Source organism: Pseudomonas artemisiae (assembly GCF_057128685.1).
The window spans coordinates 192,267-206,099 of record NZ_JBSKHS010000007.1 but is presented as its reverse complement, the minus strand read 5'-3'; the positions used below and the strand labels follow the sequence as shown (position 1 = coordinate 206,099).

13 protein-coding genes are annotated in these 13,833 nt (G+C 60.6%); 4 read left to right on the top strand and 9 right to left on the bottom strand.

Going from position 1 to position 13,833, the window contains the following annotated elements:
* The first annotated feature begins 140 nt into the window (after nt 1–140).
* Together ACWKV4_RS11055 and ACWKV4_RS11050 are read left to right on the top strand one after the other, a co-directional pair.
* Nucleotides 141–428, top strand: coding sequence for a hypothetical protein (locus ACWKV4_RS11055; protein WP_483832117.1), 288 nt, complete (start codon nt 141–143; stop codon nt 426–428).
* A 231-nt stretch (nt 429–659) separates the two neighbouring features.
* Nucleotides 660–830: an acetyltransferase gene (locus ACWKV4_RS11050; RefSeq protein ID WP_483832116.1), complete on the top strand. Its 171-nt coding sequence runs from the start codon at nt 660–662 to the stop codon at nt 828–830.
* 335 nt (nt 831–1,165) lie between these two features.
* Here ACWKV4_RS11050 and ACWKV4_RS11045 read toward each other — a convergent pair whose 3' ends face one another.
* Nucleotides 1,166–1,747: a CGNR zinc finger domain-containing protein gene (locus ACWKV4_RS11045; RefSeq protein ID WP_483832115.1), complete on the bottom strand. Its 582-nt coding sequence runs from the start codon at nt 1,745–1,747 to the stop codon at nt 1,166–1,168.
* A gap of 94 nt (nt 1,748–1,841) precedes the next feature.
* Here ACWKV4_RS11045 and ACWKV4_RS11040 point away from each other — a divergent pair, with 94 nt between their 5' ends.
* Nucleotides 1,842–2,783 (top strand): alpha/beta fold hydrolase, encoded by a 942-nt coding sequence (locus ACWKV4_RS11040; RefSeq protein WP_483832114.1) that lies wholly within the window; start codon nt 1,842–1,844, stop codon nt 2,781–2,783.
* A 143-nt stretch (nt 2,784–2,926) separates the two neighbouring features.
* On the opposite strand, the gene ACWKV4_RS11035 is transcribed toward ACWKV4_RS11040, so the two are convergent.
* From ACWKV4_RS11035 to ACWKV4_RS11005, 7 genes are all read right to left on the bottom strand, one after another.
* Entirely contained in the window at nt 2,927–4,666 is a 1,740-nt protein-coding gene (locus tag ACWKV4_RS11035) for an ABC transporter ATP-binding protein (protein ID WP_483832113.1), read from the bottom strand.
* Complete coding sequence (locus ACWKV4_RS11030) at nt 4,666–5,613, bottom strand: acetamidase/formamidase family protein (RefSeq protein ID WP_483832112.1); 948 nt, start codon at nt 5,611–5,613, stop codon at nt 4,666–4,668. The genes ACWKV4_RS11035 and ACWKV4_RS11030 overlap by 1 nt, the downstream gene beginning before the upstream one ends.
* Before the next feature lie 66 nt (nt 5,614–5,679).
* Nucleotides 5,680–7,287: an ABC transporter substrate-binding protein gene (locus ACWKV4_RS11025; protein WP_483832111.1), complete on the bottom strand. Its 1,608-nt coding sequence runs from the start codon at nt 7,285–7,287 to the stop codon at nt 5,680–5,682.
* A 23-nt stretch (nt 7,288–7,310) separates the two neighbouring features.
* Nucleotides 7,311–8,237, bottom strand: coding sequence for an ABC transporter permease (locus tag ACWKV4_RS11020; RefSeq protein WP_483832110.1), 927 nt, complete (start codon nt 8,235–8,237; stop codon nt 7,311–7,313).
* Entirely contained in the window at nt 8,237–9,085 is an 849-nt protein-coding gene (locus ACWKV4_RS11015) for an ABC transporter permease (protein WP_483832109.1), read from the bottom strand. The genes ACWKV4_RS11020 and ACWKV4_RS11015 overlap by 1 nt, the downstream gene beginning before the upstream one ends.
* Complete coding sequence (locus ACWKV4_RS11010; RefSeq protein ID WP_483832108.1) at nt 9,082–9,666, bottom strand: ANTAR domain-containing response regulator; 585 nt, start codon at nt 9,664–9,666, stop codon at nt 9,082–9,084. The genes ACWKV4_RS11015 and ACWKV4_RS11010 overlap by 4 nt, the downstream gene beginning before the upstream one ends.
* Nucleotides 9,663–10,808: a transporter substrate-binding protein gene (locus ACWKV4_RS11005; RefSeq protein WP_483832107.1), complete on the bottom strand. Its 1,146-nt coding sequence runs from the start codon at nt 10,806–10,808 to the stop codon at nt 9,663–9,665. The genes ACWKV4_RS11010 and ACWKV4_RS11005 overlap by 4 nt, the downstream gene beginning before the upstream one ends.
* Before the next feature lie 394 nt (nt 10,809–11,202).
* On the opposite strand from ACWKV4_RS11005, the gene ACWKV4_RS11000 reads away from it, so the two are divergent.
* Nucleotides 11,203–11,427 (top strand): hypothetical protein, encoded by a 225-nt coding sequence (locus tag ACWKV4_RS11000; protein WP_483832106.1) that lies wholly within the window; start codon nt 11,203–11,205, stop codon nt 11,425–11,427.
* A gap of 192 nt (nt 11,428–11,619) precedes the next feature.
* Here the strand turns inward: ACWKV4_RS11000 and ACWKV4_RS10995 are convergent, their stop codons facing one another.
* Nucleotides 11,620–13,806 (bottom strand): malate synthase G, encoded by a 2,187-nt coding sequence (locus ACWKV4_RS10995; protein WP_483832105.1) that lies wholly within the window; start codon nt 13,804–13,806, stop codon nt 11,620–11,622.
* Between the last annotated feature and the right edge of the window lie 27 nt (nt 13,807–13,833).

The following is a 13,833-nucleotide window of genomic DNA, read 5'->3' as shown; positions in this document are numbered from 1 at the left end:
AATACGTCGAGGCGTGAGAGCGGCTGCTCAGCAAAGTCCAGAACAGCGCCTAAATCCTGAGCGACAGACATAAAAAATCCGGAATCTATAATCAGATTCCGGATTTTTCTGCTGCCCAAGGATTAGTCAACAATCCTTAAGTGAACAGCATTGCGCTCAGTTGCGGGCTTTTTGCATTTGTCACCCTCCGAAACTGGCGCATCTGTTTAAAGGCAGCTCAACACGATCACAATCTCAAGGCCGGGATGCGAGACATTTTGGATGTCTACGTTGAGGCCGCCAGGCTGGGTCAAGCTTGGCTTGCTGCTACCGAGATGAGCAGCAAGGTCAGCCTGACGGATTACGAGTTCGCGGCCTTTGAGAGTGCGCACGACAAGACGCCCGCCCGGACAGTGACCTTTGAATCATCATTCATCATACGAATGTGATTTCGGAGCCGCTACGGCGTTAGCCTGAGGCCAATGTTATTGAATGTATCGACGCACTATTGCTGGAGACGCTTTTTCTGTCAGCAATGACTGTTGCTGGGGGACACGCTGGCGTGGCGCCGATGCCAGTCGGCAAGCGGCGCACGACGCTGTCGATGGCTCGGTGTATCGTTCCTCTTAGTGTGCTACCTTGTGAGCAGAAATTGATCAAGCCGTCTGGGGTACCAAGCCATGAACCACAAGCTGAACGCCTATGGCGTATCCATAGTAGAGAGACCTAAAATTAAAGCCACCAAGAAGCTGGACTTGGGTGGCGACTTGGGTAAGCAGATCGTTTATTCAGAAACAAAGCTCGTTCTCAGAACTCACAAAAAGACCTTTCAGAAGCTGGCTGACATGTAATGGAGTTGATCTTCTTTCCATTTGAACGTGTCATTGAGATAAACACTCAGATCTTGACTACCGAGCCCGGCATGAGGGGGGCGGTAAATATTCCGATCTTGCAAGGCGCCCCTTTTTTAGTTCGGATTCCTCGATAGTGGACTAAAGCGGATTAATTTTATATTGTTTTGATGAGTTTTCTCAAAATTTTGACATAGCCCGACTCATTTATAAATTTACGCTCTATAAGTAAGCCTTTTCGTTAATGATAGTCGCATGGAGCGGTGTCGGCGTTTCGGACTATAGGGCATCCGAAATTAAGCTGGCTATTGTTCCAAGTCAAGATTACTCCATCCTCAAACCTTCTTCCTAGACCGAAACGCCGCTACTTTCATACGGTTCCCACAGGTTGCCATGCTGCACCAGCGGCGGCGGTGGGACTTGCTTAGGTCGTGGAAGAGCAACACGCAGTCGTGGGCTTCGCATTGGCGTACGAATTCGAACTTATCATTCGTAACCAGGCTCACCAACGCCTCGGCAATGGGCGCAAGCAGGCTGGCGGGGCTGTTATCCCTTGGCCGAGTGGCGAGGCGCAACGCCTGCGCATCGCTCGCCCATTCCAATATCCTTACGGGCCGGCCTGCCTCAAGCACCTGGTTGATCACGCTGAGGTCCACCTTGGTGCCTTTCGTAGCGGCGTCTATTACCCCCCTTGAACACGCCCGCAGTGCGTGGGCGAGTGTCATCAGGCCGTTAGGGGCTTGCTGATCAGCCTGTTCGGGCAAGATCCCTGCCATCGCCAACCAACTGATAACGCTTTGGTCGTCTACAAAGCAGTCATGGTGTTGCTCGCCCACCCCGTACTCGGAGTTGATGAAGTCCAGGGCAAGGTTGTCGGCCAGAAAGAGTGCGTCGGGCAGGGGAGTGGTGGGGTGCATGTTGACCTGTAACCTATAAAATATGTTTGACAGGTTACCAAAATGGCTCGTAACCTTCAAACATCAATTTTAAAGGTTACAGAGGTAATTCGTTATGACGTTATCCAAATCCATTACAGCTGCAGGGCTCTCGGCTTCGTTGCTGGCTGGCGTTGCCCAGCACGCCAATGCAGACATTCAGGTCCATTACCGCTACGAACAGGTCGGTAATGTGAAGGTGTTCTATCGGGAGGCGGGCAGCCCGAGCGCGCCGACGGTAGTGCTGCTCCATGGGTTCGCGGCTTCGTCCTTTATGTTCCGCGATCTTATTCCCCAGCTTGCCGACCGCTATCACGTGATCGCGCCAGACTTGCCTGCATTTGGCTTTACCGAAGCGCCTGCGCGGGGCCAATACGCTTACACCTTCAGCCAGTTGGCGAAGACCATCGGCCAGTTCACGGAGCAGCTTAAGCTCGATAAGTACGCGCTGATGGTTCATGACTATGGTGCCCCGGTGGGCTGGCGCTTGGCAGTGGCGCACCCTGAGCGGGTAACGGCGATCATTTCTCAGAATGGCAACGCCTATGAAGAAGGTTTGGGCGCGGGGTGGGCACCGATCCAGACGTATTGGCGCGAACCTACCCAGCAGAACCGGGAAGCGCTGCATGACTTCCCGACACCGGCCTCGATCAAGTGGCAATACCTGGAAGGGGTGGCTGATAAGAGCACCGTTTCACCAGATGGCTACACCCTGGAAGGGCTTCAGGTGTCCCGGCCAGGGAATGCGGAGATCCAGCTGGACCTGGTGTTGGACTACGCCTCGAACGTGGCCATGTACCCCGCATTCCAGGCGTACTTTCGCCAGTATCAGCCGCCCTTGTTGGCGGTGTGGGGCAAGAACGATCCGTTCTTCCTGCCGGCTGGGGCGGAGGTCTGGAAGCGGGATATTCCCCAGGCGGACATTCGCTTCTATGACACCGGGCACTTTGCCCTTGAAACCCATGGCAAGGAGATAATTCCGGTGATCCGTGAGTTTTTGGATAAAAATGTTCGTTAACAGGGATATTGGAAAGGGCCACTTGGGTGCTTAGGTTGACGCGTTCGCCAGCTTGGCTGGCTCCTACCGCGGTGGTGTTTGATCTTGCGCGTTCGCTAGCGGTGCTAGCGCTTACGGGTGGGGTAACGAGCTTGCCACGCCCCTCACTCCACCGCCACCCAATGATCCGCCCCCACGGGCGCGAAGCGCTGGGGTGGGGCAATAAAGCCTGCCTCTTTGATGGGGTTAGGGGGTACGAATTCTTTGAGCAGGCTTTTGAAGTCCCGCCGGCGGCCTACTTGGGGCACGGGTACCGCGGCGAGCAGGCGGCGGGTGTAGGCGTGTTGAGGGTTATGCAGCACCTGGTCGCGGGCGCCGATTTCCACAATGCGCCCGGCGTACATCACGGCCACGCGGTGGCAGATGCGTTCTACCACGGCCATGTCGTGGGAGATAAACAAGTAGCTCAAGCCGTGCTCGGCGCGCAGGCGTTCGAGCAGGTCCAGCACCTGGGCCTGAACGGAGACGTCCAGCGCGGACACGGACTCATCGGCGATGATCACCTTGGGATTAAGCGCCAGGGCGCGTGCGATGCAGATGCGTTGGCGTTGGCCACCGGAGAATTGGTGGGGGTAGCGCTCCAAGGTAGCAGCGGGGAGGTCCACTTGCTGCAGCAGTTGCGCCACGCGCTCGCGCCGCTCGGGTTCGACCATGCGGTGGTGAATCAGCAGCGGCTCGCCTACCAAATCGAACACGGTTTTGCGCGGGTTGAGGGCGGCGTAAGGGTCCTGGAAGACCATCTGTACGTCGCGGCGCACCTGTTGCAGGGCATCGCCGGTAAGGCCATTGAGCTCCTGGCCGCGCAGTTTTACGCTGCCCTCATAGGCCAGCATGTTCATCACGGCCTTGCCGGTGGTGGATTTACCGCAGCCGCTTTCGCCCACCAGGCCCAGGGTTTCCCCTTCACGCAGTTCGAAACTCAGGCCCTCAACGGCATGGACGGTGCGGGGGCGCTCGAACCAGCCGTGGCGCAGGGCAAAGCGCACGTTTAGATCCTGCACCGCCAGTACTACGGGCTGCTCGCTCAAGCGTTGAGGTGGCTTGGCCGTGCCGAGCACGGGCACAGCGGCCAGCAACTTGCGGGTGTAAGGCGCCAGGGGGGTGGTGAACACCTGCTGCAGGCTGCCATGCTCTTCCACCCGGCCCTGGTTCATCACCACCACGTCGTCTGCCATTTCGGCTACCACACCCATGTCGTGGGTGATCAGCAGCAGGCTGGTCTTGAACTGCTGTTGCAGCTCGCGCATCAGTTCAAGTATCTGCGCCTGAATGGTCACGTCCAGGGCGGTGGTGGGTTCGTCGGCGATCAACACCTCGGGCTGGCAGAGCATGGCCATGGCGATCATCACCCGTTGGCGCATGCCGCCGGACAGCTCATGGGGGTACTGGGTGAGGCGTTTGTCCACCTGGGGCATGCGTACGGCTTCGAGCATCTCCCGGCAACGGCGGTGTATATCGCTCCGGCCCATGGCCTCGTGGCGGCGCAGGGTTTCGGCCAGTTGCTGGCCCACGGTCAGCAACGGGTTGAGGGAGGTCATCGGCTCTTGGAAGATCATCCCGATGCGTTTGCCGCGCAGGGCTTGCAGGTCGCGGTCGGGCAGGCTGAGCAGGTCCCGGTTATCGAACAGGATGGCGCCGCTGGGCACGCTCGCCGCTTTTGGCAGCAGGCCCATGACCGCCAGGGACGACAGGGATTTACCACTGCCCGATTCCCCGGCGATGCACAGGGTTTGCCCCGGATACAACGCAAAGCTTAGCTCATCGACTACCCGGCGCCGAGAGGCACCGCCGCCTACGTCGATGCTCAGGCGCTCGACCGACAGGCTGGGTACGGGTTTGGCCATCAGTTGAACACCACGTTGGGGAAGTAGAACGACACTACCCAATTGGGCAGGTCGACGATTTCGCTGATGCGCAGGTCGCCGCACACTGAGCACAGCATATAGGCCTGCTCGGCGGGCATGCCCTGTTCGCGGCACAGCCAGTCCACGGTGTTGGCCACGGCCTGGCGGGCAGCCTGCATCAGGTCGGGGCCGATGCCGGTAAAGGCTTCGTAGCCGGCACTATCCAGGTGGCGGGTGACTGGGCCAGGGGTGCTGAAGCGCGGGGTGGCCAGGGGCGTTTGCTTGATCAGGTCGAGTTTCACGACTACGTCCATCGCGCTTTCGATAGCGGTGCCGCACACCTCGCCATCGCCTTGGGCGGCATGGGTATCGCCGATGGAAAACAGGGCGCCTTCGACCTCCACCGGCAGGTACAGCACGCTGCCCGCGGCCAGGTCACGGATGTCCAGGTTGCCGCCCACCCGGCGTGGTGGCACTACCGAGTGCAGCCCGGCCTCGGCGGGTGCCACGCCGAGGGTGCCGGCGAACGGCTTGAGCGGCACCTTGGCGAACTTGCCGAAGGCTGCGGGCGCCAGGGTTTGGGTATCGTAGTGCCAAAGGGCAAGGGCAGGGGTGGTGAACTGGTCCGCCAGCAGGCCAAAGCCTGGGATGTTTGCCGTCCAGCCGAAGCCGCCGGGCTTGAAGCTGTCCAGGGTGATTTTGAGAATGTCACCGGGCTGAGCACCCTCGACGAAAATCGGCCCGGTGACGGGGTTGATCTGGTCGAAGGGCAGGGTGCTCACATCGGCAACCTGGGACTGGGCCGTGAAGTAACCATTGGACGAGTCCCGGCAGTTCATTTGCAGCGTGGTCCCCGGCGCCACGCGCTCTACGGGGGTAAGGCCGCGGTCCCAGCCGAAGTGGCTATTGACGCTGTGAATGGTCTTGACCAGGCAGTTCTGACACATGGTGGTTATCCTCGTTGCAATACGGTCGTGGCCTGGGGCGCAGGCCACGGCGGCGGTCGGGAGGTGTCACTTCACCCAGATGTAGTCGTAGTTCACCGGCACATGTACCGGGTCTACATAGAGCGCGTCGGCCCCACCCAGGCGCTGGGCGCGCACGGTGAAGCGTTGCTCGTTGAAGACCGGCACCCAGGGCGCGTCCGCCATTACGTCGGTGAAGATCTTCTTCCAGGCTTCGGTGCGCTCGGCCTGCTGTTGCGGGGCGGCCATGGCATCGGCCTTGGCCGCGCGTTCATCCAGCGCCTGGTTGCAGTACAGCGACCAGTTCCAGCCGCCTTCCACCGCACCGCTGCAACCGAGGATCGGGCCGTAGAAGTTCGACGGGTCCGGGAAGTCCGCAATCCAGGCCATGCCGCCGGACCACACCATCGGGGCTTGGTCCTTGGAGCCGCCAGCGGCGATCACGTTAGCCTGGGCCAGGGATTTGATCTGCACGCGGATGCCTACCTTGGCCAAGTCCTGCTGGATGGACTGGGCAATACGCGGCTGCGGGTCGGTGTTCATCACGTAGAGTTCGGTGTCGAACCCTTTGGCCAGGCCCGCTTCGGCCAGCAGTTTTTTTGCGCCCTCTACGTCGTAGGGCAGGCCCTTGTATTGGGGGTCGTAGCCCGGCATGGCCGGTGGTAGCGGCTGATTAGCGGGCACCGCGCGGCCATTGATGATGCGCACGATGCGGTCCTTGCTGATGGCCATGTTCACCGCCTGGCGCACCTTGAGGTTATCGAACGGCGCCAGGGTGGTTTTCAACGTCACGTACCCGGTTTGTAGCTGATTGCCGGTCACCAACAGGGCCTTGGAGGCCGGGTCGTTCTTGAACTGCAAAAACTGCGCGGGCGGCACGCCGTCACCTGCGATATCCACTTCACCCTTTTGCAGGCGCAGCAATGCCACGGTAGGGTCCTGGCCAATCTCGAAGGTGATTTTGTCTACGTACGGCAAGCCCTTCTGGAAATAGTCCGGGTTTTTTACCAGCTCCAGCTTCTGCCCCAGCTGCCAGTTGGCCAGGCTGAAGGCGCCGCTGCCCACCGGGTGCTTGCCGAAATCCGCGCCCCATTTTTCTACCGCTTCCTTTGGCACCACCGAGGCGAAGTTAATGGCCATGATGTGCAGGAAGGTTGCGTTGGGGGCGCTAAGGGTGATGGTCAGGTGCTGGTCGTCGATCACCTTGATACCGCTGAGGGTTTGGCTCTTGCCGCTGGTAACTTCTTCATAGCCCTGAATGGAGCTAAAGAACCCCGCCCCTGGGCTTTGGGTCTTGGGGTTGACGGTGCGCTCCAGGGAGTACTTCACGTCGCTGGCCACCAGCTCACGGCCGTTCTGGAACTTCACCCCCTTCACCAGCGTAAAGCTGTACACGGTGCCGTCAGGGGAAACGCTGTAGTCCTCGGCCAGGCTTTTCACCAGCTCGGTGGTGCCGGGCTTGTAGTCCATCAACCGGCCGAACAGGCTTTTGATCATCGACCAGTTCTGCCAGTCATAGCCGATGGCAGGGTCCAGCGTGGCCACATCGTTCTGATAAGTCACTACCACATTGCCGCCGCTTTTGGGCGTATCGGCCCACAGCGGCGTAGTGAACAGCGTGGCCGCCACGGCCAAGGTCAGCGCTTTGATCTTCATGGTTTGCCCCGTTATGTTCTGAATTAATGACGCTTGATATCAATACGCGGATCCACCAACGGCATCACCAAGTCCGCCAGCAAGTTGCCCAGCACAATGGCCACTGCCGATAGGGTGGTAACGCCGACGATGACCGGGATGTCCACTTGCTGGATCGACTGCCAGGCCAGCTGGCCGATGCCGGGCCAACCGAACACCGATTCCACCACCACCAGCCCACCCATAAACACGCCAATGTCGATGCCAATCATCGGTATCACCGGCACGATGGCGTTGGGCAGCACGTGAACGAACACCACCCGTGCCCGGCTCAGGCCCTTGGCGCGGGCGGTGCGGATAAAGTCCTGGTGCAGCACCTCGATCATCGAGGAACGCACCATGCGCGAGTACCAGCCGCTGCCCAGCAGGCCCAGGGTCAACGCAGGCAGCATCAAGTGACTGACGCCGCCGTAGCCGCCGAGAGGAAACCAGCCCAGTTGCACGGCGAAGAAGTAAAGAAACAGCATGGCGGCGATAAATTGCGGCGCAGACACCCCCACGAAGGAGAGCGCCATCAGCAGCTTGTCGGCGATGCTGTTGCGCTTGAGCGCGGCAAGCATGCCCAGGCTAATGCCAATCAACAGCTCAAAGCCAATGCCCGCCGCCATCAATTCAAGGGAAGGGCGCAGGCGTGCGCCTATCAGCTCGCTCACCGCTGTACGCTGGATATAAGAACGACCCAGGTCCCCGTGCAGCAGGTTGCCCAGGTAGCTTAGGTACTGGGTATAGAAGGGTTGGTCCAGCCCCAGCTGCGCCCGAATGGCCGCGACCACTTCAGGCGTGGCGCTGCGGCCTGCGATCTGCCGCGCGGGGTCTGCTGGCAGCAGGAACAGCAGCAGGTAGGTGATCAGGGTGACGCCCAGCAGAATAAGCAGGGCATAGCTCACCCGGCGGCAAATGAACGGCAGCATCAGCGGCGCCCCTTGAGTGTGGGGTCGAGTTCGTCGCGCAGGGCGTCGCCGACCAGGTTGAAAGCCAGCGACAGCAGGATGATCGCCGCGCCTGGAATGAACACCAGCCAGGGCGCCGAGGTGAAGTAGGTCTGGCTTTCGAAAATGATATTGCCCCAGCTGGGCGTGGGTGGTTGCACGCCCACGCCCAGGTACGAGAGCGTGGCTTCCAGCAGTACGGTGGTGGAAATGCCCAGCGTGGCCCACACCAGAATGGTCGGCAGCAGGTGCGGCAACAGGTGCGAGAACAGGATGCGCAGCGAGCTGGCGCCCAGGGTGCGCTCCACCGCAACGAAGTCCCGGGCGCTCAAGGCAACGGTTTCGGCGTAGATCACCCGGGCGATCTGCACCCAGTTGACCATGGCGATCACCATGGCCACGATCCACACGCTGGGCTGGAAGATCGCCGACAGCGCAATGGCCAGCAGCAGGGCAGGGAAGGCCATCATCAGGTCCGTCAGGCGCATCAGCACACTGCCCAGCCAGCCCCGCACAAAGCCTGCGGTCAGCCCCACCAAGGTGCCGATCAGCACCGCCAGCCCGTTGGCCAGCACGCCGATGAACAGTGACGTGCGCGCGCCAAAGACCAGCCGCGAGAATACATCACGGCCAAGCAGGTCCGTGCCCATCCAGTAGGGTGTGGCAGGCGCCAGGGGCGCGCCTTCCAATGACAGCCCCTCAATGAACTGCTCATCCGGGTCGAAGGGCGTAAGCCAGGGTGCTAGCAGTGCCATCAGTACCACGGCGGTTATAAACAGTAGGGATACGGCCACGGTTGGCCGGCGTAAAAGAGCTTTGAGGGTATTCATGCCCGGCCCTCGTCGCGCGTTGCAAGCAAGTCGGCGCACAGGGCTTCGATAGGGCGGTTCAGCTTCATAGACAGGCTGCGTAAGCGCTCATACGCGGTGGCTTCGTCGATATGCTGGGTGACCATCAGGCGGGCCAGGGTTTGCGTCAGCAAGGGCTGTTGTGCCAGGCGATGGCGCAACCCGGCCAAGGCTTCGGCGTCAGCCCGCTGCCGGTCGCGCAACCCCACCGCCATCATCAGCGTGGTGTACACCGAGCCCTGGCTGATGGGCTTGTTGAGCAGGGCGGTTGCGCCCAATTGCAGCGCCCGTTGGATTTGCGACAGGGTTTCGTGGGCGGTGAGCGCAACGATTGGAATGGCGGCGGCGTTAAGGGCTTGCACCGCCAGGGGGCTGGCGAAATGCTCCACTTCGAGAATGGCAGCAAAGCAACCTGCGGTATCGAAGGGCGCGTCTCGTTCCAGCACCTGGGTATGAATGCCCAAGCGCTGCAGGCTTTTGCCAAGGCTGGCCTGACTGCGCTCGTCGCAGTCGATCAACAACAAGCGACCGTGCCCCAAGGTTGAAAATGCTCGTGCTTTCATTTGACGATCCTCAAATGCGTTGCGCCGCGAACGTGTCGATCGGCCACGCCCGCGTGTAGATCAGTGACGGTCAGGTAGGGGTCGGCGGCCAGCGGCTGGGCGGCTGAGTGCACGATGTGAAAGCTGCCTTCGCGCAGCTCGGCGATATGGCTCCCCAGCGCGCTGTGGTGATTGCGCGCGGAGAGGGTCAAAGGCCCAAAAATGCTGGGCAGGGTGTTGCCGAACAGGTAAGTGCAGATGGCCGTGGGGGCCGGGTCGTTACAGGCTTGCAAGGCATCGGCGAACAGCCGCAGAGCAGCATAGGCCCCGGCGTAATAATGGGAGCAGCGCCGCGCTCCATGGCGTTGTTGGCGGGCGCCGAAGGCCGGGGCCAGGGTTTCAAAAAATGGCCCGCACGACAGCAACCGCAACGCCTGCATCGGCCCCACCGCGTCCAGCTCGGCTTCGGTCAGGTTGCAGCTCAGTACGGGTAGGCGCATACCTTGCTCGGCGCAGGCGCGGTCCAGCTGCTGCAAAAAGGCATAGGAAGACTCGCCCACCAGGTTGTTCAGCACAAAGGCCGGCGGCTCGCGCATCAGTGTATCCACCAGCGGGTCGAAGCCCGTGGCCCCCAAGTGCCAGTATTTTTCACCCAGCACCTGCGCGCCGTTGGCCTCTAGCACTTCCCGTGCAATGCGGTTGCTTTCCCAGCCCCACACGTAGTTGGACCCCAGCAGAAACGCCCGCCGCCCAAAGTGGGCGAGGGCATAGCGCAGCAAGGGCAGCAGGGTTTGATTCGGGCAACCGCCCAGGTAAAGCACACTCTCGCTGCTCTCGTAGCCTTCATAAGGGCTGGAGTACCACAGCAGTGCGCCGTGCTGGTCCAGGTCGGGAATGATCTCCTTACGGCTAGTTGATAGCGTGGTGCCGAACACATGTTTCACCCCGGCCAAAAGCAGTTGCGCTACGCCGCGGCTGTAATCAGCAGCCTTGCCCTTAGGGTCGATGCACAGTGCTTCTAGTCTGAAGCCGCGGCCCGGTTCGGCGTTGATTTCCGCCAACGCATCCTGCAACCCCTGCAACGCACTGCTCCCCATCCGCCGATAGGTACCTTCGGTGGACAGTAGAAAGCCAACGGTCACAACAGGGCGTGCATCGAGCATGGCGATGATCCATAAAAAAAGCCCGATCCACCCCGTGAAAGGTCGATCAGGCTTCGGTACCTGGCGCAGCAAACTGCGCTGATGTAGCAAGGCTTAAGGCGGTAAGGCCGGCTTGCGTGGTTGATGAAACACTATGAAATAACTGTGCCAGGTGGGGAGGGGGTCGGTGTTTGGTGGCTATCTGGCGGAGCCTCGTTAGCGATTCGCCCCGCATCAGTGCAGATTGGTCGTAAGTGCTTCAGGAAGGCGCATTCCGTTATCGGCTCGAGACCCCAAGCATCCATTAATTGCCTCGATATAACATCGATTTATAGGTCGAGGTATTCCGATTGCAGGCTGGTCACAGGTTGGTGTTGAGTTCAGGTGACCTAGTTCCTGGCAGGGGTTTACCGAGGTGATCGAGTTGGCGCAGGGCAGCGCGGTTAGCCTTGAAGACGTGGTGCTGCACCTGGTCGAGGCTTACCAGGCTTTCGGCATGCAGGGTGTGACCCTGGCGGACACCATTGGCATGGCCAACCCGCGGCAGGTGTACCCGTTGGTTCGGCGGGTGCTGGAGCAACTGCCCGCGGCGGCCTTGACGCTGTATTTCCGCGAGCGCTCGCTCGCTCCTACACATTGACAAGCGCGCAGGTCAACCTGTAAGAGGAGCCAGCGAAGCTGGCGAATAGGTCCGACACGTCCATGCCTTGCTTCGCAAGGCTCGGCAACTGAGCATAGAGCAGGGTAAAGCGGCCTAGTCGCGGGCAAGCCCTGCTGCTACGGGATGAATGGCTCCACTTGCGAGGTGAGAGCCAGACGGTATCTACAACATTTATCGGCTTGCCTTCTCGCGCTTGAAGCGTAATCGCCAGGCATGCAGCATCGGCTCGGTATAGCCGGACGGTTGCGCCCGGGCCTTGAATACCAGATCACAAGCAGCCTGGAAGGCCAGGGACTGGTCAAAGGCCGGCGCCATCGGAAGGTAGCCGGCGTCACCTGCGTTTTGCCGGTCTACGATATGCGCCATGCGCTCCAGCGCCGTGCGCACCCGTGCTATATCCACCACACCCCAATGCAGCCAATTACCGATATGCTGCGCGGAAATACGCAGGGTCGCCCGGTCTTCCATCAGGCCCACGTTATGAATGTCTGGCACCTTTGAGCAACCCACACCCTGTTCTACCCACCGCACGACATAGCCGAGGATGCCCTGGCAGTTGTTTTCCAACTCCTGCTGGATGGCGTCGTCGCTGTAAGCCTGTTCCGCAGCCACTGGCACAGTGAGAAGGCCGTGTAACACATCCTGCCTCAAGAGGGCTGAGTCAGTACCTTCCAGCGCTATCTGCACCGCGTGCACGTCTACCTGGTGATAATGAAGCGCATGCAGCGTGGCACCGACCGGTGAGGGGACCCAGGCCGTCGTGGCGCCTGCTTGGGGGTGCGCGACTTTCTGTTCGAGCATCTCGGCCATCAAGTCGGGCATTGCCCACATTCCCTTGCCAATCTGCGCCTTTCCACGCAGGCCGCAGGCCAGCCCGGTGGATACGTTGTTGTGTTCGTAGGCTTGAATCCAGGCGCAGGCTTTCATCTCGCCCTTTCTGAGCATAGGCCCGGCTTCCATCGCGCTGTGCATCTCATCACCGGTCCGGTCCAGGAAGCCGGTATTGATGAAGGCCACCCGCGCGCGGGCGGCCTGGATGCACGCCTTGAGGTTGAGGCTGGTACGCCGCTCTTCATCCATAATGCCCATTTTCAACGTATTGATTGGCATTTCCAGCAGCTGCTCTACCCGTTCGAACAGCTCATTGGCAAAGGCGACTTCCTGGGGGCCATGCATCTTGGGCTTGACGATATAAACGCTACCGCGGCGGGAGTTGCCTTGCCGTTTCAGGTCGTGCAGGGCGATCAGGCTGGTAACCACCGCATCCATGATGCCTTCGGGAATTTCCTGCCCAGCCGCATCGAGGATCGCGGGCGTGGTCATCAGGTGGCCAACGTTGCGAATCAGTAACAACGAACGACCGTGAAGGGTCAGCGCGCTGCCGTCAGCGGCCGTATAGGCTCGGTCGGGATTCAGGCGGCGGGTGAGGTGCTTGCCGTTCTTCTCCAAGGCCTCGGTGAGGTCGCCTGTCATCAGGCCCAGCCAGTTGCGGTAGACCAGCACCTTGTCGCTGGCATCCACGGCGGCCACGGAGTCCTCGCAGTCCATGATCGTAGAGACAGCGGCCTCCAGCACAACGTCCTTCACCCCCGCAGGGTCGATCAGGCCAACCGGGTGGCTAGGGTCTAGCTGGATTTCAAAATGCAAACCGTTGTTCTTCAACAACACCGCGCTGGGCGAAGTGGCGCCACCTTGGTAGCCGATGAGTTTTTCTGGCTGGGCCAGCCCCGCCTGTGCGCCGTTCTTGAGGACCACCCGCAGCCGGCCATCCACTACTTCATAGCGCGTTGCATCGGCGTGCGAGCCTTCAGACAAAGGCGCCGCCTGGTCTAGAAAGCGACGGGCGAAGGCGACCACCCGTGCCCCGCGCACGCTGTTGTAGCCAGGCCCTCGGCTTGCGCCACCGTGCTCGGGGATGGCATTGCTACCGTACAGCGCATCGTACAGCGACCCCCAGCGCGCATTGGCGGCATTGAGCGCGTAGCGGGCATTCATCACCGGTACTACCAACTGCGGGCCGGCCAGGGTGGCGATCTCCGCGTCTACGTGCTCGGTACTCACGCGCACGTGATCCGGCTGTGGTAATAGATAGCCAATGGTTTCGAGGAAGGCTTGATAAGCGCCCATGTCCTGGATAGGGCCAGGATGGGCCCGGTGCCAGGCATCGAGTTCGGCCTGTAGGCGGTCCCGTTCGGCCAACAAGGCACGGTTGCGGGGGGCCAAGTCATGCACCAGTTCGCTGAAGCCTTGCCAGAATGCCTCTGTTCGAATGCCGGTCTCGGGCAAGGCGCTGTGTTCGATAAAGTGCTTCAGCTCGCTGTCTACTTGCAGGCGATGGCAGTGCATGTACTGTGTCATTCACATTCTCCTGTGCGTTATCCAACG

What these genes read in the sequence shown, in the direction of transcription:
- ACWKV4_RS11050 (WP_483832116.1), top strand. Translation starts at nt 660, where the DNA reads ATGAACCACAAGCTGAACGCCTATGGCGTATCCATAGTAGAGAGACCT.
- ACWKV4_RS11045 (WP_483832115.1), bottom strand. Translation starts at nt 1,747, where the DNA reads ATGCACCCCACCACTCCCCTGCCCGACGCACTCTTTCTGGCCGACAAC.
- ACWKV4_RS11040 (WP_483832114.1), top strand. Translation starts at nt 1,842, where the DNA reads ATGACGTTATCCAAATCCATTACAGCTGCAGGGCTCTCGGCTTCGTTG.
- ACWKV4_RS11035 (WP_483832113.1), bottom strand. Translation starts at nt 4,666, where the DNA reads ATGGCCAAACCCGTACCCAGCCTGTCGGTCGAGCGCCTGAGCATCGAC.
- ACWKV4_RS11030 (WP_483832112.1), bottom strand. Translation starts at nt 5,613, where the DNA reads ATGTGTCAGAACTGCCTGGTCAAGACCATTCACAGCGTCAATAGCCAC.
- ACWKV4_RS11025 (WP_483832111.1), bottom strand. Translation starts at nt 7,287, where the DNA reads ATGAAGATCAAAGCGCTGACCTTGGCCGTGGCGGCCACGCTGTTCACT.
- ACWKV4_RS11020 (WP_483832110.1), bottom strand. Translation starts at nt 8,237, where the DNA reads ATGCTGCCGTTCATTTGCCGCCGGGTGAGCTATGCCCTGCTTATTCTG.
- ACWKV4_RS11015 (WP_483832109.1), bottom strand. Translation starts at nt 9,085, where the DNA reads ATGAATACCCTCAAAGCTCTTTTACGCCGGCCAACCGTGGCCGTATCC.
- ACWKV4_RS11010 (WP_483832108.1), bottom strand. Translation starts at nt 9,666, where the DNA reads ATGAAAGCACGAGCATTTTCAACCTTGGGGCACGGTCGCTTGTTGTTG.
- ACWKV4_RS11005 (WP_483832107.1), bottom strand. Translation starts at nt 10,808, where the DNA reads ATGCTCGATGCACGCCCTGTTGTGACCGTTGGCTTTCTACTGTCCACC.
- ACWKV4_RS10995 (WP_483832105.1), bottom strand. Translation starts at nt 13,806, where the DNA reads ATGACACAGTACATGCACTGCCATCGCCTGCAAGTAGACAGCGAGCTG.